The following is a 21,419-nucleotide window of genomic DNA, read 5'->3' on the forward strand; positions in this document are numbered from 1 at the left end:
CGGTCCGGTTATGGTGCTACAACATTAAGCGGACCACGGTCCGGATCGTTTCGGCAATGTTTCAGCATCCTGGAGTTCGCATGTCTGTTCGCATCCTTGCGCTCGTCGGCAGCCTTCGCGCCGGTTCGCACAACCGTCAGCTCGCCGAGGCCGCCGTCAAGCTGGCCCCTGAGGGCGCGGATATCCACCTCTTCGAGGGCCTGGCCGAGATCCCGTTCTACAACGAGGACATCGACATCGAGGGCAGCGTCCCGGCCCCGGCCGCCAAGCTGCGTGAGGCCGCGCAGGCCGCCGACGGGTTCCTGTTCTTCTCGCCCGAGTACAACGGCACCATCCCGGCCGTCCTGAAGAACGCCATCGACTGGCTGTCCCGCCCGTACGGTGCCGGCGCGATCACCAACAAGCCGGTCGCCGTGGTCGGCACCGCCTTCGGCCAGTACGGCGGCGTGTGGGCGCAGGACGAGGCCCGCAAGGCGGTGGGCATCGCCGGCGGCAAGGTGCTGGAGGACGTCAAGCTGTCCATCCCCGGTTCCGTGACCCGCTTCGCCGAGACGCACCCGGCCGACGACGCCGAGGTCGCCGCGGACCTCGCCGAGGTCGTCGCCCGGCTGCACGTGCACGCCGGCGAGACCGCCGCGGCCTGAGCCACACCCCTCCCCTACAGGGGCCGGAGCCGCGCGAGGCTCCGGCCCCTGCGTGCGTCAGGCCACCGCCTTGGGCGCCAGCTCACGCAGTTCCGCCAGCGCGGCCGCGACCGCGGGGCGCTCATGGCCGCCGCGGCGCGTGCAGGTGAGGAGCTTGCGGTGCGGCTCGGCCGCGCACTGCACCCGGGTGATGGGCAGGTGGGGCGTCAGCTGTGCCAGCCGTGGGATCAGGGCGACCCCGAGGCCGTGCGCGACGAGATGGGCCATCACGTTCCAGTCCATCGCCTGGTGCACGACGTCCGGAGTGAACCCGGCCGCCTCGGCTGCCGACATCACATGCATACGGCAGGGACTGTCCGGCACGGGGGCGATCCAGGGCTCGTGCGCCGCCTCCGCGAGGTCGATCCTGCCTCGCTCCGCCAAGGGATGATCTTCGGGTACGACGAGGTCGAACGGGTCGTCCAGCAGCGGCTGTTGGTCGAAGCGTGCGTCGCTGAGGGGCGGGTTGTACACGGTGGCCTCGACGACCGCCAGATCGCACTCCCCCTCGAAGAGCAGGTTGAAGCTCTCCGGCACCTCCGTCTCCTGGATCCGCACGTCCAGACGCGGATGGCGTCCGCGCAGCCGCGCCGCCATGGGCGCCAGCAACACCGAAACGGCCAGCGGGAATCCGCTCACGCGCAAGGGCCCCGCGGGTTCGCCCTGGTCGGCCCGCAGATCCAGCTCGGCCCGGTCCCAGCGGGCCTGGATGGCGTCGGCGTGCGCGAGCAGGCTCTCGGCGGCCGGGGTGAGACGTACCCCACGGCCCTGCGGTTCGAGAAGGTCGACGCCCAGATCGCGGGCCAGCTGCCGGATCTGCTGGGAGGCGGCGGACGGGGTGAAGTGCAGGGCCTGGGCGGCCGCGGTGACCGTGCCGTAGTGGGCGACGGCCCTCAGGATGTGCAGTCGGCGCAGGTCAATCATGAAGTCCACGCTTCAAGGTGGAGTCCACAAAGTCAACCTGGACGTGTACGGAGGTGGCGCTGCACCCTGGCTGTGTCGCGACGGTCAACCAGCCATGACGTCCAAGGAGTTCCCATGACCAGCACGACCGGCACCGTCTGCCCGCACTGCGGCTGGCCCGACGGAGCCGAGCCCTTCCAGGTCGTGTCCCGGCACGTCACCGCGGCCGGCGGAACGGTGTGGACCCGCTGCGGCTGCGGCTCGCTCCAGGTCCGGGTCGTCGACGACCACGGCATGCGCATCGTCTCCCGCAGCCGCCCCGCCCTCACCGAGCCGAGCCCGGCGGGCCGGTGAGCGGCGGGGCTTCTCGGGCCGGACGGGCTTGCCCCTCAGTCGAGCCCGGCCATTCGCTGAACCGTCGGACCCGCGAACCGCTCGATCCACCCGGCCGGTTCGCCGGTGCGCGGGCCGAGGATCACCGTGTCGATGCCGAGCTTGGTGTAGCCCGTGATGTCCTGGGTGAAGGCGTCGAGGTCACCGTGGGTGGCGGGCTCACCGGTGTAGACGATGGTCTTGCGGATCGCGTCGTAGTCGCGCCCCTCGGTGTCGCAGTGGCGGCGCAGGACATCGAACTTGTGCCTGGCCTGCTCAGGTGAGGAGACGATCAGGTTGCAGGCGTCCGCGTAGCGGGCGACCAGTCGCAGTGTCTTCTGCTCGCCGCCGCCCCCGATCATGATCTCCGGGCGCGGCGAGCTGACCGGCGCCGGGACGCACAGGGTCTCGGCGAGCCGGTAGTGCTTGCCCTCGAAGGGGCCGTTCGCCTCCGGGTCCCACATCTGGAGGCAGATCCGCAGCGTCTCCTCCAGCCGCTCGAAACGCTCGGCGGTCGAGGGGTACGGCACGCCGAGTCCCTGATGTTCGCGGTCGTACCAGGCCGCACCGATACCGAGGGTGGCCCGGCCGCCGGACAGCACGTCGAGCGTGGTGGCGATCTTCGCGAGGAGTCCCGGGTGGCGGTACGTCACTCCGGTCACCAGCGCGCCCAGCCGGACCGTGGAGGTGTGGCCGGCGAGGAAGCCCAGGGTGGTATAGGCCTCCAGCATGGGGTCCTCGGCCCGGTCGTTGAACTCCATCTGGAAGTAGTGGTCCATCACGGACAGCCAGCTCACGCCCGCCGCCTCGGCCGCGGCACCCGCCGCGGCAAGTTCGGCGCCGAGCACGGCCCCGCCCCCAGCATGGTCGAACCGGTTGATGTGCACGCCGACCCGCATGTGTTCGTCTCCGTCCGTCCGGACCGTCACCGACGCCGGTGACGGTAGAACCTGGAGTGCTCTCGAAGTCAAGCGGCCGCGCGCGCTATGCCACGCGTTCCTGCTCGTTCTCCTGCTCCTGCTTCTTCGCGGCGCGCAGGCTCGTCACCGTGGTCACCGCCAGGACCAGCACGATGAAGCCGAGCGAGAAGGGAATGGAGATCTCCGGGACGTGGACCCCGGACTCGTGCAGGGCGTGCAGCACCAGCTTGACGCCGATGAAGCCGAGGATGATCGACAGGCCGTAACTGAGGTGGACCAGCTTCTTCAGCAGGCCGCCGATGAGGAAGTACAACTGCCGCAGACCCATCAGCGCGAACGCGTTGGCCGTGAAGACGATGTACGGGTCCTTGGTCAGACCGTAGATGGCGGGGATGGAGTCGAGGGCGAAGAGCACGTCCGTCGAGCCGATGGCGAGCATCACGACCAGCATCGGGGTCATGACCCGCTTGCCGTTCTGCTCGACCCACAGCTTGGTGCCGTGGTAACGGTCGGCCACACCGAAGCGGCGCTCGACCATCTTGAGCAGCTTGTTCTCCTGGTACTCCTCCTCGTGCTCCTCCTTGCGGGCGTCCTGGATCAGCTTCCAGGCGGTCCAGATCAGGAAGGCGCCGAAGAGGTAGAACACCCACGAGAACGTCGAGATGATCGCCGCCCCGGCCGCGATGAAGCCCGCCCGCAGGACGAGGGCCATCAGGACACCGACCATCAGCACGCGCTGCTGGTACTGCGAGGGCACCGAGAACTTCGCCATGATCAGGACGAAGACGAAGAGGTTGTCGACGCTCAGCGACTTCTCGGTGATGAAGCCGGCGAAGAACTCACCGGCGGGTTGCCCACCGCCGAAGACGGCCAGGCCGAGCCCGAACAGACAGGCCAGCACCACCCATACGGCCGTCCAGATCCCCGCCTCCTTGACCGACACGTCATGCGGCTTGCGGCCGATGAAGAAGTCGACGGCGACGAGGGCGCAGAGGGCGGCTACGGTCAGCAGCCAGCCGGTGAGGGAGACGTTCACTGGATACTCCTGGTGCGGTGGGGCCTGGACAGCGTTGTCGCCGCTTCCCATCCCTTCCACTGACGGAAGGTGAACAAAAGGTCATGTCATGGCAAGCCCACGGGCGCGGAGGGCCTGGTCAGCGGGGTGCCACCCGCCGTACGGCGGGCAGGTTCCGCCGTACGGCGGCGGTCCCGGGCCGCCGCCGTGCGCGCACCATGACCACAAGAGCCGCCGCGCCACAGCGTGATGCAAGGAGTAGCCATGACCCAGGTGCCGCCCCCGTTCGACCCTGAGCTCGCCGCCGCGCTGGAGACGATCAAGGACATGATCTCGCCCAGTCTCACCTCGGAGGAGATCGAGGAGGTGAGAACCGGCCCGGGCATCCAGATGCTGGCCGAGCTGGACCTCACCGACGGCGGGTTCTTCGAGGTCGAGGACCGGGTCGTGCCCGGGCCGGAGGGAGCCCCGGACATCTCGCTGCTGATCTGCCGTCCGGCCGCCGAGCCGGTCGCCGGCCCGCGTCCGATCGTCTACCACGTCCACGGCGGCGGCATGGTCCTCGGCACCAACCGGGTCGGCGTGGACGTACCACTGGCCTGGGCCCGGGAGCTGGACGCGGTCGTGGTGTCCGTCGAGTACCGGCTGGCGCCGGAGCATCCGCACCCTGCGCCGGTCGAGGACGTGTACGCGGGTCTGCTGTGGACGGCGGACCACGCGGACGAGATCACCGGGGACGCGGAGCGGATCGTCATCGCCGGGGCCAGCGCGGGCGGCGGGCTGTGCGCGGCGCTCGCTCTGCTCACCCGTGACCGCAAGGGGCCGCAGCCGGTCGGGCAGCTCCTGATGTGCCCGATGCTGGACGACCGCAACGACACGGCGTCGTCGTACCAGATGGCGGGCCTCGGCATATGGGACCGCACGTCCAACGAGACCGGCTGGACGGCGCTGCTCGGCGAGGCGTGCGGCGGCCCGGACGTGCCCGCCTACGCGGCACCGGCCCGGGCCGAGGACCTGACCGGGCTGCCGCCGGCCTTCCTGGACGTCGGTTCCGCGGAGACCTTCCGGGACGAGGTCGTCGCCTACGCCTCACGCCTGTGGCAGGCCGGCGGCGTGGCCGAGCTGCATGTGTGGCCGGGCGGCTTCCACGGCTTCGACGGCTTCGCCCCGCAGGCGGCACTGTCCCAGGCGGCCCGGGCGGCGCATGTGCAGTGGCTGCGACGGCTGTTGGGGAACTGAAGCCCGACCGACCCCCGCTCCCCCCGGATCCGGTGCCCCCACAGGCTCCTCATACACGCCCCGATGCCGCACCATGGGCAGATGAAAGAGCTGGCCGGGCGCCTGACGGCGCTGGATCCGGACGCCGGTGCCGCCGTGCGGGTCATCGCCTACTTCGACCGGCTGTCCGAGTCCCGGGCCGGTCTGGAGACGCTGGTGCGCGGGGCGGCCGTACTGGCCGGGGTGCCCGCGCGGCTGTTCGACGCCGACCGGCGGGTACAGGTGCGCGTGGAGCCGGACGGCACCCGGCGGGACTCCGACCTCCCGCCGGATCCCGGCTGGCCGTCGGCGGCGCTGATTCCGGACGGTGCGCCGGCGCTGTGGCTGGAGCGCGCGGAGGCGGAGCCCAGTGTGGTCGACGCGGTGATCCTGGAGCGAGCGGCCGGTGCCGTACGGCGGGTCCTCGACCGCACCCGGGGCCGGGCCCCCGTCGACGATCCCGCCCTCGTCGAAACCCTCCTCGACGCCACCGCTCCGGAAGCGGCCCGGCTGCACGCCGCCCGCCGGCTGGGCCTGGACCCCGCTGGACGGGCCCGCGCCCTGGCGCCGTACGACGGCCGCCCCCGCATCGCACCCGCGCACCCGGAGACCGATCCACCGCACACCGGACACCGCATGGGCGTCGGCCCCGCCGTCCCCGTGCTCGACCTGCCGCGCTCCTGGTCGGCGGCCCGCACCGCCCTGCGGTTCACGGCGGACGGCACCGCTCAGGACCCCGGCGCGCGCGTCGTGCACGCCGACGACCTGGGCGGTATCGCGCTCCTCGCCGACCTGGTCGTCCCCGGTGCCGAACCCCCGCCCGACGTCCGCGCCGTGGAGGCGGCGGCAGCGGCGACGCCCTGGCTGCTGGCCACGCTGACCGCGGTCGCCTCGACGGCGAGCCTGCGCGCGGCGGCCACCGGGATCAACGTCCACCACTCCACGCTCCAGGACCGGCTGGCCCACGCCGAGCATCTGCTGGGCTGGCCGGTGCGCACCCCGCAGGGCCGGCTCAGGCTGCAACTGGCCCTGACCATGCGGCACTTGGCGCGCTCATAACCCGAGACGCGCCCTACCTCACTCCCGACGACGCACGCTGCTCAAGTCGCCGCAGCGCCGTCCGGCCCCACTCCAGGTTCGCCCGCTCGAAGGCCATCCCGCCCATCAGCGTGAGGTAGGGCCCGATGCGCTCGGCGTCGGCGAAGTACTCGTCCTCGCTGCGCCCGGCCAGCAGCCGGTCACGCATCCGCTCGTACCGGGCCAGCTTGGCGGTGGACCGCTCCACCCGCTCGACGACCGCGGCCCGTACGGCGTCGATGTCGCCGATGTCGGCGCACTGGACGCGGACCATCAGCTCGTCCCGGATGGCCGTCGGTTTCGAGGGCCCTTCGGCGACATAGGCACGCAGGACGTGGCGACCGGCTTCGGTGAGCGAGAAGAGCCGCTTGTTGGGCCGGCGCTCCTGCTGCACGACCCGGGCGGAGACCAGCCCCTCGCTCTCCATGCGCTCCAGCTCCCGGTAGAGCTGCTGAGGCGTGGCCATCCAGAAGTTCGCCACCGAGGCCTCGAACCCCTTCGCGAGGTCGTACCCGGACGCCTCGCCCTCCAGAAGCGCGGCCATCACCGCGTTACGCAACGCCATGGCCCCAAATTAACACTCCGTTGATTACTCAACGGGGCGACCATCGCCTCGTCCCGGGTCTTGACCTGACGCTGAATGTTACCGGTAACATCTCTCCCCGTGACCGCACAACAGTCCGCTCGGCCCCTCACCCCTCCCCTCGCTCCTTCCGTCTTCAGCCCCTCCGCGGTGGTCGCGTCCTGCGTGGGCTTCGTGCTCATCGGCGTGCTCCAGGCCCTCTACGGCCCTTCGATCCCAGCTCTCCGCGAGGAGTTCGGCCTGTCGCCCTCGGCCGCCGGGCTGGGGCTGAGCGCGCACTTCGTGGGCGGGGTGGCCGGGGTGCTGCTCTTCGACCGGCTGTACGGCCGGATCGGCAACCGGCGGCTTCTCGGCGTCTCCTATCTGCTGATGGCGGTCGGTGCGGCCGGGTTCGCGCTGGCGCAGAGCTGGCCCGTGGCCCTGGCCGCCGCACTGCTCGCCGGGCTCGGGTTCGGCGGGATCGACTACGGGCTGAACCAGCTGTTCGCGGTCGGCTTCGGCCACCGTTCCACCGCGATGCTGAACGTCCTCAACGCGCACTTCGGCGTGGGCGCGATCCTCGGCCCCGCGCTGATCGGTGTGGTGGGCGCGGAGCACTATCCCGCGGTGTTCCTCGGTTTCGCGCTGGCCAACCTGCCGTTGCTGCTGTGCCTGAGGGGCGTACGGGACCGGGTCCCGCCGGCTTCCAGTGAGGTGCCGGAGTCCGGTTCCGGGGTCCTCCGCCGCAGCCTCGGCTCTGTGCTCGCAGTGTTCGTCGCGCTGTATGTCCTGCACGTGGGGATCGAGGCCGGGGTGGGCGGCTGGGAGCCCACTCATCTGGAGACCGTGGGCTATGGCGCCGGGGCCGCGGCCACCGCCACGTCCGTGTACTGGCTGATGATGACCGTCGGCCGCTTCCTGGTGGCGCCGCTCGCGCTGCGCTTCTCGGCGCAGGCCATCATCACCGTCTCCTGTGCGGGCATGACGGTCTGCCTGCTGCTGGCCACCGTGCCGGGCCTGGCTCCCTACGCGTACGCCGGGGTCGGTCTGTTCATCGCGCCGATCTTTCCCACCGGGCTGCCGTGGCTGAACCGGGCGGCCCCGGGCGCCCGGCGGGCCGGTGCCGTCGTGATCGCCGCCTCGATGGTCGGCGGTGTCGCGGCCGGTCCGGCGCTCGGCAAGGCCATCGAGTGGTCCGGAATCCGTGCCGTCCCGCTGCTGCTCTGCGCCGTCTCGGCGGTCTGCCTGGCCGCCACACTCTGGCTCATCCGCGCTGAGCGCTCCGCTGGGTAGGCGGTTTGTTCGCCGCGGGCCGGTGGGGCTGATCGCGCAGTTCCCCGCGCGACCGCCCCCAGCGGCTGCCGGCGAGCGGGGCGAGCGGGTGGTCCGGCCGGGCTAGGGCCTGTCGTGCGTGCCGCCTATGCTGAAGCCCTGCCGCCGCGATGTCGAGGAAGCACCCGCCATGACCAGTAGCGCCGTTCCGAAAGGGCGCAGCCGTCGGAACTTCGCCGGGGCGCGTCCCGTCATGGACGACGTGGCCCGGCTGGCCGGTGTCTCGAAGCAGACCGTGTCCCGGGTGCTCAACGACAACCCTGCCGTACGCCCCGAGACCCGCGAGGCGGTGCGGGCCGCGATGCGTACGCTCGGCTACCGCCCCAGCCGCAGCGCCCGGTCCCTGGCCAGCGGCAGGACCCGCATGCTCGGCGTCATCTCCTTCGACGCGGCGCGCTACGGGCCCGCCTCCATCCTCACCGCGATCAACACGGCGGCGCAGGAGGCCGGTTACCTGGTGAGCTCCATCGCGCTCGACACGGCCGACCCGGACACGGTCGTCCAGGCCGTGGACCGGCTGTCGGCCGAGGGCGCGGACGGCGTGATCGCCATCGCCCCGCAGTCGTGGGTGGGCCGGGCGCTGGCGGACGCCCGCCTCGACAGCCCGCTGGTGGTCCTGGAGAACGACCTCGGGGGCGGTCCGCCCCTGGTCACCGCGAATTCCCGCATCGGTGCCCGTGACGCCACCGAGCACCTGCTGCGCCTCGGTCATCCGACCGTCTTCCACCTCGCGGGCCCGACCGGATGGACCTCCGCCGACCTGCGCCTCGCCGGCTGGCAGGCGACACTGCAGGCGGCCGGGGCCGAGGTGCACGCCCCGCTGACCGGCGACTGGAGCGCCGAGTCCGGATACGACCTGGGACGCCGGCTGGCCCGCCGCTCCGACGTCACGGCCGTGTTCGCGTCCAACGACCAGATGGCGCTCGGCGTGCTGCACGCCCTGCACGAGGCCGGGCGGGGCGTCCCCGAGGACGTCAGCGTCGTCGGCTACGACGACATCCCCGAGGCCGCCCACTTCCTCCCGCCGCTGACCACCGTCCGCACGGACTTCGCCGAGATCGGCACCCGGTCGCTGCGGCTGCTGCTCAACCGCATCGACGACCCCGCCGAGCCGCCCGGCGTCGAGCCGCTCGTCCCGGTCGAACTGGTCGTCCGCCGCAGCAGCGGTCCCTACGGCCGCTCCTCCTGAAGCACCTTCACGTCCCAGGGCCCCATCGGCACCGCCTCCGAGTACACCTCGCCCGACAGCACATCCCGTACGGCCGCGGGCACCGGAACCGACACCTCCTCCCACGACCAGTTGTGCAGGAAGCGGACCCGCCGGCCGTCCCGGGCGGTGGCGGAGGTCGCGGTGACGCTCGGCAGGGCCGGGCGCCACTCGTCCGCCGAAACGGCCCATTGGAACAGGGCCCGGGCGAACTCGGGGTCGGGGACCGTGCCGACGTAGGTGATCCGGCCGGCGCCATGCCGGTGAGTGGTGGCCGCGGGCCAGCGCCCGAAGTGCGGATGCTCGTACGCCGCCAGCACCTCGGCGCCCTGCGGCTGCAGACCGTCCGCCCAGTGCAACGCGTGGGCGCCCGGCGGGAGTTGGAGGCCGGAGCTGCCGGCCACGGTGAGCGGTGCTCCGAAGTTGCTGAATTCGTCGTACGTCACTCCGGCCGCCTCGGCGAGCAGTCCAGGCTGTGCCTCGGTGCGGGCCCTGGCCTCGGTGTCGGCGTAGGCCGTGCGGGGGCCCAGGATCAGGTGGCCGCCGTTCGCCGCGTACTCCTTGAGCCGGTCGAGGGTCTCGTCGTCGGCGGCGTAGAAGGCGGGGGCGACCAGGACGGGGGGCAGGTCGTGGTCGGGCAGTTGGCCGGGGTGGAGGATGCGGGACTGGAGGCCCGCGTCGAAGGCGCCGCGGTAGAAGGCGTCGAAGATGGTCTGGTACGAGCTTTCGTCGGGGCCTCCGTCAGGCACGGCGAGCGGCGGCTGGGCCTGGAGCGCCCACTTGCTCGGCGAGGAGTAGAGGAGGGCCACATCCGCGTCGGGCGTCAGCGCCGCCACCAGGTCACCGGCCGTCTCCAACTCCTTTCCCAGAACGGCCAGTTCACGGTAGACGCGGCCGGGGCGGCCGTTGTGCGGGAGGATGCCGCCCCAGTAGGTCTCGGTGCCGAAGTGCAGGGTGTGCCAGTGCCAGTACTCGATCATCGAGGCGCCGCGGGAGACCAGCGCCCAGGCGGCCTGGCGCCACTGGCCGTCGTAGGCCGGGCGGTTGTTCCACGGGGTGCCGATCGCCTGGGCGTTGGTCTCCGTGACCAGGTAGGGCTCCTGGCGGGAGGAGTACATGCGGTCGGCGCTGCGGTACAGCGCCCAGGTGCCGTTGGTCGTCCAGCCCTGGTCGTCGCGGCCCAGGTCGGGCAGGGCGAGGGCGTCCTGCATCGTGTAGTAGGGGTTGCCCGCCGTGACGTCGAGACGCTCGGTGAGTTTGTCGTCCTCGACGCCCTTGCGGTCGTACGAGATGCAGGTGGTGACGAACTGGCCGGGGCGGGCGTACTCGCGCACGATGTCTGCCTGCCAGGCGATGAACTCGGTGGTGAGGCGGGCCTGGAAGCGGCGCCAGGCGAGGTCGTACTGGGGCTGGGCGTTGTTGTCGGGGGTCCACAGGTCGGCCCAGGTCGACAGCCGGTGCGACCAGTAGACCAGGCCCCAGGCGCGGTTGAGGGTCTCCACGTCTCCGTACCGCGCACGCAGTTCGTCGGTGAAGCGCTGGAACACGCCGTGGTTGTGGAAGAGTTCCAGGCCGGGTTCGTTGTCGACCTGGAAGCCGATCACGGCCGGGTGGCCGGCGTAGCGGCCGACGACCTTGCGGATGATCCGCTCGGCGTGGAAGCGGAACGCCGGGTGCGTGAAGTCGACCTCCTGCCGGGCGCCCCAGCCGATCCGCTCACCGGTGCGCCGCTCCCCCGCGATCTCCGGGTACTGCCGGGCGAGCCACGGCGGCACCGCGTAGGTGGGCGTTCCGAGGACGACGGAGATCCCCCGCTCCTGTGCCCCGTCCAGCACCGGTTGCAGCCAGTCGAGGTCGAAGCGGCCGTTCTCCGGCTCCCAGGTCGACCACACCGACTCGCCGACCCGGATCACCGTGAAGCGGGCCTCGGCCATCAGGTCGAGGTCGTCCTTGAGGCGCTCGTAGGGCTGGTACTCGTGGTAGTAGGCGGCACCGAACAGAACCCGTCGGGGCAGCTCGAACATGGTTCTCCCATAAGTTGGTTGAGGCGGCGTCAGCCCTTGACGGCGCCGGTGGACAGGCCGTCGAGGAGCTGTTTGCGGAGCAGGACGAAGAGGGCGACGGCGGGCAGAACGGCGAGGACGGCTCCGGCGAGGACCAGGTCGTACTGGCGCTGCTCGGAGACGAACAGGGTCTGCAGGCCCAGCGGCAGGGTGTACTGGGAACTGTCGGAGACCAGGACCAGCGGCCACAGGAAGCTGTTGTAGCTCTGCAGGAACGTCCACACCGCCAGCGCGCCGAGCGCGGGCCGCAGCAGCGGCAGCACGACGCGGCGGAAGATGCCGAACTCGCTCGCGCCGTCGATACGGGCCGCTTCGAGCACGGAGTCCGGGACGGACTGCACGATGTACTGCTGCATCATGAAGATCCCGAACGCGGGCGCCACCCATGGCACGATCAGCGCGAACCACGGGCTGCCCAGGCCGGTCTTGACGAGGATGACGAAGAGCGGCACGAGGATCACCGCGAACGGGATGGACAGCGAGCTGAACATGACGGCGAACAGCGGCTGTCTGCCCGCGAAGCGGAACTTGGCGAAGCCGTAGCCGGCCAGGGCGCACACGAACACCGACACGGCCGTCGCGACGACCGCGACCACGGTGCTGATCACGAACCAGCGCACGAAGGGCTGATCGTCGAGCAGGGCACGGTAGTTGTGCAGCGTGAACGGGTCGGGGATCAGCTCGGGCGGGTAGGCGAAGATGTCGCCGCGCGGCTTGAACGAGCCGCTCAGCGCCCAGAGCAGCGGCGCCAGGAAGGCCAGGAGCAGCAGGACGAGCGTCGAGTACAGCAGGACCCGGCCGGTCCGCGTGGCGGTTTTCATGAGGTCGCCCTCCCGATGCCGAGGAGACGGTTGAAGAGCATGCTCAGGCCGAAGACCACGACGAACAGCACTACCGCCGCGGCGGCCGCGTACCCGAACTGCTGGCGCTGGAAGGCCGCCCGGTAGATGAACATCGTCACCGAGAGCGTGGATTCGGCCGGTCCGCCGCCGGTGAGGAGGTACGGCTCCTCGAAGATCTGGGCAGCCCCGATGAAGGAGGTGACGACGACGAACGCGGTCACCGGCTTCAGCGCCGGGAGGGTGACCGTCCCGAAGGTGCGCAGCCGTCCGGCTCCGTCGATCGCCGCGGCCTCGTACAACTCCCTTGGTACGGCCTGGAGTCCGGCCAGGAAGAAGACGGTGAGGTAGCCGGTCCAGCGCCACAGCATGACCAGGCCGATACTGATCTTGGCCATGCTCGGGTCGCCGAGCCAGTCGACGCCGCCGGTGCCGAACAGAGCACGCAGCACGGAGTTCAGCAGCCCGAACTGCCGGTCGAAGATCAGTCCGAAGACGAGCGCGACGATGATCGGCGAGACGACGACCGGCACGAAGTACGCCGTCCGCCACAGGTCGCGGACACGCAGCCCCCGGGTGTTGAGGGCCTGGGCGATCAGCAGGGCGAGCGGTACGACGACGCAGACCGAGATCAGGACGAATACGACGGTGTTGCCGAGGGCGCGGTGGAAGCTGATGTCGGTGGCGAGGTTGCGGTAGTTGCGCAGTCCCACCCAGTGCGGGGTGCCCAGTCCCACCCATTCGGTGAGGCTGAGACACAGCGAGACGGCGACGGGGATCAGCATGAACAGGACGTAGAGCAGGTAGAAGGGCGAGATGAAGAGGTAGGGCGCCCAGGAACGCTTCCGAGGAGACGTCCGGGCCGTGTCGACGCGCTCACGCGCGGTGGGGGTCTGGCCGACGATGGTGGTGGTCATGTCGGGCCTCCTTCCTAGCGTCCGGCCTGGTCGCGGAAGTCTTCCGCCGTCTGCTTCAGTGCTTGACGTGGGCTGAGGTCGCCGTGGTATGCGCGCAGCAGGTTGCCCGCGAGGACGTCGTTGAGGATCGACTGGTCCGGGCTCTGGTGGAAGGCGGGTACGTCCGGGAGCAGCGAGCGGTAGAGGCGGAAGAGGCGCTGGCCGCCGCAGAACTCGTCGGTGAGTGCGTTGAGTTGGGGATCCTCGAAGACGGACCGGCGGGTGGGGAGATAGCCGGTCTCCTGGAAGCGGCGGACCTGGCCGTCGTGGGTCAGCCAGGTGTTGAGGAGGAACTCCGTGGCGGCCCGGGAGTTGGCCTTGTCCTTGAGGACGCCGAATCCGGTGCCGCCCGCCGCGGCCGTGATGCCGCCGCCCTTCGCGAACCGGGGCAGGGCCCGCACCCGCCACTTCCCCTTCTGCTCGGGCACGTTGGGCAGCAGGCCGTAGTTCTTGTACCAGATGGCCATGGGAAGGCCGATCACCTTGCCCTGCTTCAGGGCCGTCTGCATGGCGGCCCCGTAGTAGTCGGAGATGTCGACGACGAAGCCGCTGCGAAGTCCGTCGCACAGGAAACGCAGCACCTCCTCCGCCTCCGCCGAGTCGAGGGCCAGTTGCTGGTCGGCGTCGAAGAAGGCGCCGCCGCGCTGGTAGAGCAGCATCTGGAAGGACTGCACGAGCTGGCCGACATCACTGCCCGCCGTGGAGACGACGCACAGGGAGGCACCGCGGTCCTGGTGCACACGGGCGCCCAGTTCGGCGAACTCTTCCCACGTCGGGACGGAGTCCGGGATGCCGTACTCGGTGAAGAGGTCGTCGCGGTAGTAGTAGACGACCATCGGGGTGTCCGAGTCGAGGGCGTAGACGCTGCCGTCCATGCTGTACGGCGCGGTGCGGGCCGGGAGCAGATCCTTCTGGAGGCCGGGGACGGCGGCGATGTCGGCGGTGAGGTCGTGCAGGAGGCGCGGTGCGATGTCGCCGCGCAGCATCCGCGGGAAGCTGCCGATCTCGAATCCTGCGAGGTCGGGCGTGCCGCGGCCGGCGACGGCCTGGGCGAGCAGCTTGGTGACGAGGTCGGCGGCCCCGGCGCGGGTGACCTCGATCTGGTAGCGGAAGTCGGTGAGCCGGTCGGCCTCGGTGATGCCCTTGGTGAAGAAGGCCTCGTATCCGGGGTCGTGGGTCCACAGGGAGAGCGTCACGTCTCCGGACGTACGGACAGTGGTGCTCCCGGCGCCACAGGCGGCGAGTGCGGCGCCTGCCCCCAGTCCCAGGGCGCTGCGGAGCACGGTTCGGCGTGATGGGGTGTCCACACGTGACTCCTCACGTGGTGCGGCTACGAAAGTGCGCGTGCGCGGCCGTCCCGGGCGGCGCACGCGGGCAGGGCGGATCGGGCCGGCGGCGGGGTGCCGCGGGCCGTTCCGCCGACGGGTCAGCGACTGTGTGCGGTGGAGGCCCGTACGGCCAACTCGACCGCGAGTGCGGTGTGCTGAGCCGGACGGGACTTTCCTTCGATCATGGCGATGAGGGTGTCGACGGCGTGATCGGCGACGGCGGTGAAGTCCTGCCGGACGGTGGTCAGGGGTGGGGAGAGGTAGGGGGCGGCGGGGATGTCGTCGTAGCCGACGATGCTCACGTCGTCGGGGACGGCCAGTCCCGCCTCGGCGAACGCGCGCAAGGCGCCGATCGCCATGTCGTCGTTGGCTGCGAACACGGCGGTGACCTCGGAGAGTTGGGCCAGCTGGCGACCGGCCGCGTATCCGGAGGCCGGGGTCCAGTCGCCCGCGGTGGGCAGCGGTGGCTCGGGGGCGCCGGCGGCTTCGAGTGCTTCGCGCCACCCGCGCAGCCGGTCCCGGGCGGCGTACCAGTCCTGGGGTCCGGGAAGGTGCCAGACCGTGCGGTGACCGAGGTCGAGCAGATGCTCGGTCGCCATGCGGGCGGCCGCCACACCGTCGGCGCCGACCACGGCACCCACCCCTTCGGTGAGTTCCACGCCCTCGCCGAGGCTGACCACCGGCACGTCCGCGCTGAACCTGAGCGGGGTGCCGTCGTCGATCGGCTCGGACAGGACGATCCCGTCCACGCCCTGTTCCAGGAGGGACTCGACGGCGACCGAGACGTTCCCCCAGACTTCGTCCGGGGGGACCCCCACCTCGCTTCGCTCGCCCTCCAGGGTTCCGGCGAGCGCGAAGGAGTAGCCCGCCCGCTGCATCGCCCGTTCCAGCGCGCTGAGCAGGGCGGACGGCCCGTACAGCGCGGTGCCCAGCGAGACGACACCGATCCGCCGGTACCGGCCGAGGAGCAGGGCACGCGCCGCGTTGTTCGGGCGGTAGTCCAGCTCCCGGATGACCCGCAGGACGCGGTCGCGTACCTCGGGGCTGACATGCGGTTCGCCGTTGACGACCCGCGACACCGTCTTCTGCGAGACACCGGCGACCCGGGCGACCTCCGTCATTCCGGGGCCGCGCCGACGTCGTCCGCCCTCGGCGGCGGTCGTCGCCATGCATCCTCCTCGTCCGTGACTACGTAGTCATGAAGTGCGCGAGCCTCCGACTCAAGCCCTGTGACTACGTAGTCACGCCAGTGTCAGGGCCCCTCCGGGCCGAGTCAATGGTCCGTACGCCACCGACGCAAAACTCGAATGCGCGTGCCCATGCGGCTCTGGGACCATCCAGGAATGGCCCACAGCCCCGAAGCACTGGTCGTACGTCACACGCGCCGCCTCCCCTCCCCGACGGGTCCCGCGGGCGAAGGCGCCGTCGTGGCGCGGCAGTTCGACGCCGCGCTGATGTCCGTGGGCTTCAAGCTCTCCGCCGAACTGATGGACCGGCTGTCGGGGCTGTCCGAGGGCACGGTCGTCGACACGGCCGTCCGTACGCTGGCGGCCGTCCGCGAGATGGTCGGCGACCACGTCCGGCACAACGTCTACTTCATCGACTTCCCGGCCAACGTGCCGGACACGTTCGACTTCTGGATGCGCTGCGTCGCCGAGGCCCTCGCCGACGACGCCACGCGTGATCGCACTCTGGAGCAGCTGAGCAGCGGTGTGGTGGACCTGCTGACCCTGCCGACGTACGGCACCTACCGCCACACGTACACCGAGATGCTGGCCGCGCACGAGGAGCTGATCGCCGCCGCGGGCGACCGGATGACGGTCCTGCACCTGGGCGGCGCCCTGGACGACGAGGTGACCGCGCTCTATCTCGCCCTGGCCGGCAGCAGCACGCCGCTGAACGCGGACGATCTGCGTGACCTCGGCGTCCTCGCCGGGCTGTGCGCGCACGGTCCGCAGCCCGAGGCGATCCCGGTGCGGGAGAACCGGGCCGTCGTCAACCGGGCCCGGCTGGACGCGGGTTCGGCGCTGCTGCTGGACACGGTGACCGATGTGCTGCGGCTGGCCTGTGCGCTGTCGGACGGGGACGTGACCCTTCAGGAGCCGACGCGTTTCCGGGGGCTGTCCCGCCGGGTCCGCCGTGCGCTGATGGCGGGGCTCGATTCCGTGGTGGCCGCGTCCGAGGCCAAGCTGGCCGACGTACACGCGCATCGCGAGGCGTTCAAGCGGCTCGGTGAGCGGCTGCATCCGCACGAGTACCCGCGACTGCCGTATGCCGCCGATGTGTTCGCGGTCGCCCGTGGCGAGAAGCGGGCGCCGTCCTTCGACGCTCGGGTCGAGGAACGCCTCGGCATGGACGACGTCACGGGCGCGACGGAGCTGCTGAAGTCCGCGCCCGGCAAGCTGTTCCGCTCGCTGGACCGACTGCTGCGCTCGGCCGGCACGCAGGAGGAGCGCGATGCCGTCGTGGCCGCCGCGGAGGAGGTCGCCCCGCTGGTGTCCGGCCGGGTCGTGCTGTCGGTGCGCGAGCATCTCCACAACCGGGCCGAAGGGACCGGCGGGCGCCGGGTGTTCGTCAATCGCCTCGGCCGCGCCCATGTCACCGACGACACGCGTGCGCCGGTCCTGCCGGCGGAGCGCAAGCGGCTGATCGCCACGCTCGATACCGAGACGCGTCGCCGACTCCCGGCCGTGGAACGGCTGTTGGTGGATCCCGACGTCCTCGATGTGGCGCTTCCACTCAGCGGCAAGGCGACCGCGTCCGGCCTCGGGGTGCTGCCGCGCGGCTCCGTCTCGCCGGTCGACGGCGAGTTGCTGCGGTTCTTCGTGTACTGGAAGCAGACGGAGCAGGACACCGACTACGACCTGTCGGCGCAGTTGCTGGACGCCACGTACGCGACCGTGTCCTGGCTGTCGTACACCAACCTGCGGAACTTCGAGGGCGAGCACTCCGGCGACATCACCGAAGCCCCTGACGGCGCCTCGGAGTTCATCAACCTGCGCCTCGGAACCGTGCGGAGCACGTTCATCGTGCCGCAGGTCAACATCTACTCCGGGGAGGGCTTCGAGGAGACCGCGGAGTCGTTCTTCGGGTTCATGCTGCGCGAGGCCGAGCAGCAGGGCCGCCCCTTCGAGCCGCGCACGGTGCGCATGAAGTCGGAGTTGCGTGGTCCGGGCCGGGTCGCGCTGCCGCTCGCGTTCCGGCGTGGGCGGGACGGCCGTTGGCATGCCCGGTGGCTGCACCTCTACTTGAAGGGGATGCCGTCGCACAACCGGGTCGAGGGCAACCGGGTGACGGTCGCGACGCTGCTGCGTGCGATTGTGGAGCGCGAGCAGCTGACGGTCCGTCATCTGACCGGCCTGATGGCCGACATGGGCGCGACGGTGCTGCCGTGGGACGGCGGCACGGTCCCGGACGAGCCCGTGACCTACATCGGACTGGAGCGCCCCGAGGGTCTGCATCCGGACTCCCGGATCATCACCCCCGAAAATCTGCGCGACTTGATCCCCGACTGACTGTTACGGTTGCCCGTGGCGAGGCCATGAAGGGGCTTCCTTCTCACCCGCCGCGAAAGCGGCTTCGATGATTCAGTCCCTTCGCTCTCCTCGCCCTCGACTTCGTGCTCGGGCGGCACAGGCGGATCACCGCGCCTGTGCCGCCCGAGCCACGTCCAGGGCCTGTTCCGCGTAGCCACGGCCGAATAGCACCGCGTGCACCAGCAGCGGGAAGAGCTGGTGCAGTCCGACGCGGTCCGTCCAGCCGTCGGCGAGGGGCGCGGTCTGCTGGTAGCCGTCCAGTACGAGGTCCAGGTGGGGACAGCCGAAGAGACGGAGCATCGCCAGGTCGGTCTCACGGTGTCCGCCGTGCGCGGCCGGGTCGATCAGCCAGGCGTGACCGTCGGCGCCCCACAGCACGTTTCCGTTCCACAGGTCGCCATGCAGCCGGGCGGGCGGCTCGGCGGGGCCCGCCAGCTCCGGCAGCCGCTCGCAGACCCGCTCGATGACGGCCGCCTCCGCGGGGCGGATCGTGCCGTCGTCGACCGCGCGGCGCAGGTACGGCAGCACACGGTGTTCCGCGTACCACTCCGGCCAGTCGGTGCCCGGCGAATTACGCATGAGGGCCAGCCCGATGTACGCGTCCACCGGGCCATCGGGCGGCGGGGCGCCGAACGCGGGGGCACCGGACGCGTGCAGGGCGGCCAGCTCACGGCCGAAGCGGTCCGCCGCAGCGGGGGTCGGCGCGCCGGGCGGGACGCGGTCCGACACCAGCCAGTGCCGGTCGTGGCCGTGCACCGCCGGTACGCGGACCGTGCCGGCGGCGGCGAGCCAGCGCAGCCCGGCCGCCTCAGCTTCAGCGGCGGCGCGGCCGTCACCGCGTTTGGCCATCACCATGTGGCCGCCATCGAGGGTGACTTCGGAGAGTGTGGCGTTGAGCCGACGCTCGTGCGTCACTCGGCGCCCCGTGAGTCGCGCCGCCGCGGCGCGCGAGGTACCGGCGGTCATGAGCTGCGGTGCCCGTACGCAAGGCGGCTGGGTGTGTCAGGGCGGTGCAGCCGCGCGACTTCGATCAGGTCCGGCACGGCGCCAGCGTAACGCGGCACGCCGGCCGCGCCCTGGCTCCGTACTCCGGAACGGCTTGTCACGCCGCCTTGACGGCGTCGAGCACCTCGTCGGCCAGGGGCTTGTCGAGGGCCGCGTGGACCAGGCCGTCCGCGAGCCGGGGCACGTCACGCTTGCCGACGAATCCGGCCAGCTTGTCGGGCGACGTCGGCAGCCCGAGCCGGCGCGCACCGTCCTGGGCCTTGCGATCGAAGTACGGTGCGAACTCCGGCCATACGCCCTGCACATCGCGCAGGAAGATATCGGCTCCCGTGGGACCGATCCCCGGTATGTCCAGCAGGGCCTTCTTGGGGTCGGACTCCTCGCGCAGTCGCCGAAGATCGCCTTTGTAGCGTTCCAGCACCAGCTCGGCCCCCTTGCCGAGCATGGTCGCGGTCCGCTCGTCGTAGCGGCGGTAGCCGCCCTCGCCGAGCGCGTCGACGCGTTCCTGCCAGGACGCGTCCGCCATCGACCGAGCGTCGCGCATTCCGGCGTCGAACAGCGCCCTTGCCGCCGCCACCGCGATATCGGACTTGATCCGCGCGCTGAGCAGGATCGCCAGCACCAGCGTCTGGTAGAGGGGGCCGGGGGTATTGCGCAGCCTGATCCCGGCCTGCGCCGCGTAGGTGCGTTCCTGCCGGTCGAGCAGGGCCCGGACCACCGCGTTGTCGGTCTTCGCACTCATGGTCACGCCACCGATTCAACGGAATCCCAAGCTTCCCTTGGCTGTCGGCTCCGTGTACCCGTCCCGGGTCCGGTCGATGCGGCCGTACGGCACCCAGCTGCTCACCCCAGACTGAGCAGGACGATCGCGGCGCCCGCGATCAGCAGACCCGACGTCTGGGTCCGGGTGACCTTTTCGTGCAGGACGGCAAGTCCCAGGGCCGTCGGGACCGCCGGGTACAGGGAGGCCAGGACGACGGCGACGGCCAGCATCTGCTGGTGGGCGGCGAGGAGATACAGGATGAGCCCGAGCGCCGCTCCCGCCCCGATCAGGACCGCACAGCCCAGCGACCGGACGGGCCGGCGGAACTCGGAGGCGTGCCGCCGGATGCCCGGGAGCAGGAGGAGAACAGCGGCGACCCGGCCGGCCGCCACGGGCCACAGGCCGCTCGCCGGGTCCGCCTGGGCGAGGCAGATGTACTGGAGCGCCACTCCCCCACTGGCGATCAGACCGTCGACCGGCAGCCGCCGCCCTGCCTGGGATCGGCTTCCGTGGCCGTCACCGCCGGCGGAGACGAGCCACAGAGCGGGAACGGTGGCGCAGATGCCCAGCCAGGCGAGCGGAGTGGGCCGGTCACCCAGAAGGAACACACCGCACAGCACGGACAGTGCCACCCCGGTGACCGCGCTCACGGGGATCACGATGCTCATGGCGCCACGGCTCAGACCACGGTTGAGGAAGTGCATGGCCACGGCGCTTCCGGCGCCGGACGCAGCGCCCCAGGCGACATCCGTGGAGCGGACGGCTGTCGCGGGCATCAGCAGCGCGGCGACGACCGCCAGGACCAAGCCTCCGACCTGGCCCAGGAAGGTGACGACGGCGAAGTGGACGCGGCGGGACAGCAGTCCGCCGGCGAAGTCGACGATGCCGTAGCAGACCGCGGAGGCCAGGGCGAGCAGAGCACCCATCCGCTCCAGGTGCCCGCCACAGCCGTCGTCATCCGCCGGTGGCCGGCACTCGGGAGGCCGTGTACGCCTCGCCGCTCGGGGTACTCGAGCGTTCCGTTCGGGACCGGAGGAGGTTCGTATGACCAGCAGCACGGAGACCGGTGGGATCACGGGCACGCCGGACAAGGACTACAACCTGATCTGGTACGTCGAGGCCTGCCTGAACAACGCGCTGCGGCTGGAGACGTACATCCAGGACGCGGAGCGCGAGAAGGACACGGAGGTCGTGGACCTGTTCCGCAAGGCACAGGCCGACAGCCGCAAGGGCGCCGAACTGGGCAAGCAGTTGCTGCGTACGCGCCTCGACGGCTGACCGCGTCCGGAAGGTCCGGCCCCGGCCGTCCGGCGGCGCGGTGCTTACGCAGCGTCATCGTCCGACGCGCAGGGTCTGCCCCACCCGCTTACTTTGGGCGGGCAAGCCCTGTCTCACCCAAGGAGGAGCCATGGCCGACAAGGGCCGCGCGGACAAGATGAAGGGCAAGGCCAAGGAGATGACCGGAAAGGTCACCGGCGATCGCGAGATGCAGACCGAGGGCAAGCTCGAGCAGGCGCGCGGGGAAGCCAAGAAGCTCAAGGGGAAGGCCCAGGAGCGGATCAAGCAGAGCGGGCGTTCCGCGAAGCGGGACGGCGCCTGAG

Annotated in this window: 21 protein-coding genes; 9 read left to right on the forward strand and 12 right to left on the reverse strand. The window is 71.0% G+C overall.

Annotated features, from left to right (window positions below; all coding sequences use genetic code 11):
* Nucleotides 1-80 precede the first annotated feature (80 nt).
* A complete protein-coding gene (locus ACTWQO_RS13360) occupies nt 81-644 on the forward strand; it encodes an NADPH-dependent FMN reductase (RefSeq protein WP_443237486.1) in 564 nt (187 codons plus the stop codon).
* A 57-nt stretch (nt 645-701) separates the two neighbouring features.
* Here ACTWQO_RS13360 and ACTWQO_RS13365 read toward each other — a convergent pair whose 3' ends face one another.
* Complete coding sequence (locus ACTWQO_RS13365; RefSeq protein WP_443237546.1) at nt 702-1,607, reverse strand: LysR family transcriptional regulator; 906 nt, start codon at nt 1,605-1,607, stop codon at nt 702-704.
* Nucleotides 1,608-1,721: 114 nt separating this feature from the next.
* Between ACTWQO_RS13365 and ACTWQO_RS13370 the strand changes: the two genes are divergently transcribed.
* Nucleotides 1,722-1,940, forward strand: a complete 219-nt coding sequence (locus ACTWQO_RS13370) for a hypothetical protein (protein WP_443237487.1) — start codon at nt 1,722-1,724, stop codon at nt 1,938-1,940.
* A gap of 35 nt (nt 1,941-1,975) precedes the next feature.
* Here ACTWQO_RS13370 and ACTWQO_RS13375 read toward each other — a convergent pair whose 3' ends face one another.
* Together ACTWQO_RS13375 and ACTWQO_RS13380 are read right to left on the reverse strand one after the other, a co-directional pair.
* Complete coding sequence (locus ACTWQO_RS13375) at nt 1,976-2,857, reverse strand: LLM class F420-dependent oxidoreductase (protein WP_443237488.1); 882 nt, start codon at nt 2,855-2,857, stop codon at nt 1,976-1,978.
* Nucleotides 2,858-2,942: 85 nt separating this feature from the next.
* Entirely contained in the window at nt 2,943-3,914 is a 972-nt protein-coding gene (locus tag ACTWQO_RS13380) for a TerC family protein (RefSeq protein WP_443237489.1), read from the reverse strand.
* 243 nt (nt 3,915-4,157) lie between these two features.
* Between ACTWQO_RS13380 and ACTWQO_RS13385 the strand changes: the two genes are divergently transcribed.
* Nucleotides 4,158-5,132, forward strand: a complete 975-nt coding sequence (locus tag ACTWQO_RS13385; protein ID WP_443237490.1) for an alpha/beta hydrolase — start codon at nt 4,158-4,160, stop codon at nt 5,130-5,132.
* Between the two features lie 81 nt (nt 5,133-5,213).
* The gene (locus ACTWQO_RS13390) at nt 5,214-6,209 is read left to right on the forward strand and encodes a helix-turn-helix domain-containing protein (RefSeq protein WP_443237491.1); all 996 of its coding nucleotides are present in this window, start codon (nt 5,214-5,216) and stop codon (nt 6,207-6,209) included.
* A gap of 13 nt (nt 6,210-6,222) precedes the next feature.
* Here the strand turns inward: ACTWQO_RS13390 and ACTWQO_RS13395 are convergent, their stop codons facing one another.
* Complete coding sequence (locus ACTWQO_RS13395) at nt 6,223-6,792, reverse strand: PadR family transcriptional regulator (RefSeq protein ID WP_443237492.1); 570 nt, start codon at nt 6,790-6,792, stop codon at nt 6,223-6,225.
* A 75-nt stretch (nt 6,793-6,867) separates the two neighbouring features.
* Here ACTWQO_RS13395 and ACTWQO_RS13400 point away from each other — a divergent pair, with 75 nt between their 5' ends.
* Together ACTWQO_RS13400 and ACTWQO_RS13405 are read left to right on the forward strand one after the other, a co-directional pair.
* Complete coding sequence (locus ACTWQO_RS13400; protein WP_443237493.1) at nt 6,868-8,082, forward strand: MFS transporter; 1,215 nt, start codon at nt 6,868-6,870, stop codon at nt 8,080-8,082.
* 169 nt (nt 8,083-8,251) lie between these two features.
* Nucleotides 8,252-9,310 carry a LacI family DNA-binding transcriptional regulator gene (locus ACTWQO_RS13405; protein ID WP_443237494.1) on the forward strand — a complete coding sequence of 353 codons (1,059 nt, stop codon included), beginning with the start codon at nt 8,252-8,254 and terminating at the stop codon, nt 9,308-9,310.
* Here ACTWQO_RS13405 and ACTWQO_RS13410 read toward each other — a convergent pair.
* The 5 genes from ACTWQO_RS13410 to ACTWQO_RS13430 all read right to left on the reverse strand — a co-directional run bounded on the left by ACTWQO_RS13410 (nt 9,292) and on the right by ACTWQO_RS13430 (nt 15,683).
* Nucleotides 9,292-11,352 (reverse strand): beta-galactosidase, encoded by a 2,061-nt coding sequence (locus tag ACTWQO_RS13410; protein ID WP_443237495.1) that lies wholly within the window; start codon nt 11,350-11,352, stop codon nt 9,292-9,294. The genes ACTWQO_RS13405 and ACTWQO_RS13410 overlap by 19 nt on opposite strands.
* A 29-nt stretch (nt 11,353-11,381) precedes the next feature.
* The gene (locus ACTWQO_RS13415; RefSeq protein ID WP_443237496.1) at nt 11,382-12,212 is read right to left on the reverse strand and encodes a carbohydrate ABC transporter permease; all 831 of its coding nucleotides are present in this window, start codon (nt 12,210-12,212) and stop codon (nt 11,382-11,384) included.
* On the reverse strand, nt 12,209-13,147 hold the full coding sequence (locus ACTWQO_RS13420; protein WP_443237497.1) for a carbohydrate ABC transporter permease: 939 nt from the start codon (nt 13,145-13,147) through the stop codon (nt 12,209-12,211). Before ACTWQO_RS13420 ends, ACTWQO_RS13415 begins: the two co-directional genes overlap by 4 nt.
* 14 nt (nt 13,148-13,161) lie before the next feature.
* The gene (locus ACTWQO_RS13425) at nt 13,162-14,493 is read right to left on the reverse strand and encodes an ABC transporter substrate-binding protein (protein ID WP_443237498.1); all 1,332 of its coding nucleotides are present in this window, start codon (nt 14,491-14,493) and stop codon (nt 13,162-13,164) included.
* A 119-nt stretch (nt 14,494-14,612) separates the two neighbouring features.
* Nucleotides 14,613-15,683, reverse strand: coding sequence for a LacI family DNA-binding transcriptional regulator (locus ACTWQO_RS13430; RefSeq protein WP_443237499.1), 1,071 nt, complete (start codon nt 15,681-15,683; stop codon nt 14,613-14,615).
* A 174-nt stretch (nt 15,684-15,857) separates the two neighbouring features.
* Here ACTWQO_RS13430 and ACTWQO_RS13435 point away from each other — a divergent pair, with 174 nt between their 5' ends.
* Nucleotides 15,858-18,029, forward strand: coding sequence for a hypothetical protein (locus ACTWQO_RS13435; protein ID WP_443237500.1), 2,172 nt, complete (start codon nt 15,858-15,860; stop codon nt 18,027-18,029).
* Between the two features lie 126 nt (nt 18,030-18,155).
* Here ACTWQO_RS13435 and ACTWQO_RS13440 read toward each other — a convergent pair whose 3' ends face one another.
* The 3 genes from ACTWQO_RS13440 to ACTWQO_RS13450 all read right to left on the reverse strand — a co-directional run bounded on the left by ACTWQO_RS13440 (nt 18,156) and on the right by ACTWQO_RS13450 (nt 20,744).
* Entirely contained in the window at nt 18,156-19,016 is an 861-nt protein-coding gene (locus ACTWQO_RS13440) for a fructosamine kinase family protein (RefSeq protein WP_443237501.1), read from the reverse strand.
* 136 nt (nt 19,017-19,152) lie between these two features.
* Nucleotides 19,153-19,797 (reverse strand): endonuclease, encoded by a 645-nt coding sequence (locus ACTWQO_RS13445; protein WP_443237502.1) that lies wholly within the window; start codon nt 19,795-19,797, stop codon nt 19,153-19,155.
* 101 nt (nt 19,798-19,898) lie between these two features.
* Nucleotides 19,899-20,744 (reverse strand): EamA family transporter, encoded by an 846-nt coding sequence (locus ACTWQO_RS13450; RefSeq protein WP_443237503.1) that lies wholly within the window; start codon nt 20,742-20,744, stop codon nt 19,899-19,901.
* 118 nt (nt 20,745-20,862) lie between these two features.
* On the opposite strand from ACTWQO_RS13450, the gene ACTWQO_RS13455 reads away from it, so the two are divergent.
* Both ACTWQO_RS13455 and ACTWQO_RS13460 read left to right on the forward strand, forming a co-directional pair.
* Nucleotides 20,863-21,096, forward strand: coding sequence for a hypothetical protein (locus tag ACTWQO_RS13455; RefSeq protein WP_443237504.1), 234 nt, complete (start codon nt 20,863-20,865; stop codon nt 21,094-21,096).
* Between the two features lie 130 nt (nt 21,097-21,226).
* The gene (locus ACTWQO_RS13460) at nt 21,227-21,418 is read left to right on the forward strand and encodes a CsbD family protein (RefSeq protein WP_301986301.1); all 192 of its coding nucleotides are present in this window, start codon (nt 21,227-21,229) and stop codon (nt 21,416-21,418) included.
* Nucleotide 21,419: the final 1 nt, after the last annotated feature.

The sequence above is a fragment of the Streptomyces sp. 4N124 genome (genome assembly GCF_052245395.1).
GTDB lineage: Bacteria > Actinomycetota > Actinomycetes > Streptomycetales > Streptomycetaceae > Streptomyces.

Excerpts from the sequence above, each read along its gene's own strand:
- ACTWQO_RS13360 (WP_443237486.1), top strand. The coding sequence starts at position 81 with ATGTCTGTTCGCATCCTTGCGCTCGTCGGCAGCCTTCGCGCCGGTTCG.
- ACTWQO_RS13365 (WP_443237546.1), bottom strand. The coding sequence starts at position 1,607 with ATGATTGACCTGCGCCGACTGCACATCCTGAGGGCCGTCGCCCACTAC.
- ACTWQO_RS13370 (WP_443237487.1), top strand. The coding sequence starts at position 1,722 with ATGACCAGCACGACCGGCACCGTCTGCCCGCACTGCGGCTGGCCCGAC.
- ACTWQO_RS13375 (WP_443237488.1), bottom strand. The coding sequence starts at position 2,857 with ATGCGGGTCGGCGTGCACATCAACCGGTTCGACCATGCTGGGGGCGGG.
- ACTWQO_RS13385 (WP_443237490.1), top strand. The coding sequence starts at position 4,158 with ATGACCCAGGTGCCGCCCCCGTTCGACCCTGAGCTCGCCGCCGCGCTG.
- ACTWQO_RS13390 (WP_443237491.1), top strand. The coding sequence starts at position 5,214 with ATGAAAGAGCTGGCCGGGCGCCTGACGGCGCTGGATCCGGACGCCGGT.
- ACTWQO_RS13395 (WP_443237492.1), bottom strand. The coding sequence starts at position 6,792 with ATGGCGTTGCGTAACGCGGTGATGGCCGCGCTTCTGGAGGGCGAGGCG.
- ACTWQO_RS13400 (WP_443237493.1), top strand. The coding sequence starts at position 6,868 with ATGTTACCGGTAACATCTCTCCCCGTGACCGCACAACAGTCCGCTCGG.
- ACTWQO_RS13405 (WP_443237494.1), top strand. The coding sequence starts at position 8,252 with ATGACCAGTAGCGCCGTTCCGAAAGGGCGCAGCCGTCGGAACTTCGCC.
- ACTWQO_RS13410 (WP_443237495.1), bottom strand. The coding sequence starts at position 11,352 with ATGTTCGAGCTGCCCCGACGGGTTCTGTTCGGTGCCGCCTACTACCAC.
- ACTWQO_RS13415 (WP_443237496.1), bottom strand. The coding sequence starts at position 12,212 with ATGAAAACCGCCACGCGGACCGGCCGGGTCCTGCTGTACTCGACGCTC.
- ACTWQO_RS13420 (WP_443237497.1), bottom strand. The coding sequence starts at position 13,147 with ATGACCACCACCATCGTCGGCCAGACCCCCACCGCGCGTGAGCGCGTC.
- ACTWQO_RS13430 (WP_443237499.1), bottom strand. The coding sequence starts at position 15,683 with ATGGCGACGACCGCCGCCGAGGGCGGACGACGTCGGCGCGGCCCCGGA.
- ACTWQO_RS13435 (WP_443237500.1), top strand. The coding sequence starts at position 15,858 with ATGGCCCACAGCCCCGAAGCACTGGTCGTACGTCACACGCGCCGCCTC.
- ACTWQO_RS13440 (WP_443237501.1), bottom strand. The coding sequence starts at position 19,016 with ATGACCGCCGGTACCTCGCGCGCCGCGGCGGCGCGACTCACGGGGCGC.
- ACTWQO_RS13445 (WP_443237502.1), bottom strand. The coding sequence starts at position 19,797 with ATGAGTGCGAAGACCGACAACGCGGTGGTCCGGGCCCTGCTCGACCGG.
- ACTWQO_RS13450 (WP_443237503.1), bottom strand. The coding sequence starts at position 20,744 with ATGGGTGCTCTGCTCGCCCTGGCCTCCGCGGTCTGCTACGGCATCGTC.
- ACTWQO_RS13455 (WP_443237504.1), top strand. The coding sequence starts at position 20,863 with ATGACCAGCAGCACGGAGACCGGTGGGATCACGGGCACGCCGGACAAG.
- ACTWQO_RS13460 (WP_301986301.1), top strand. The coding sequence starts at position 21,227 with ATGGCCGACAAGGGCCGCGCGGACAAGATGAAGGGCAAGGCCAAGGAG.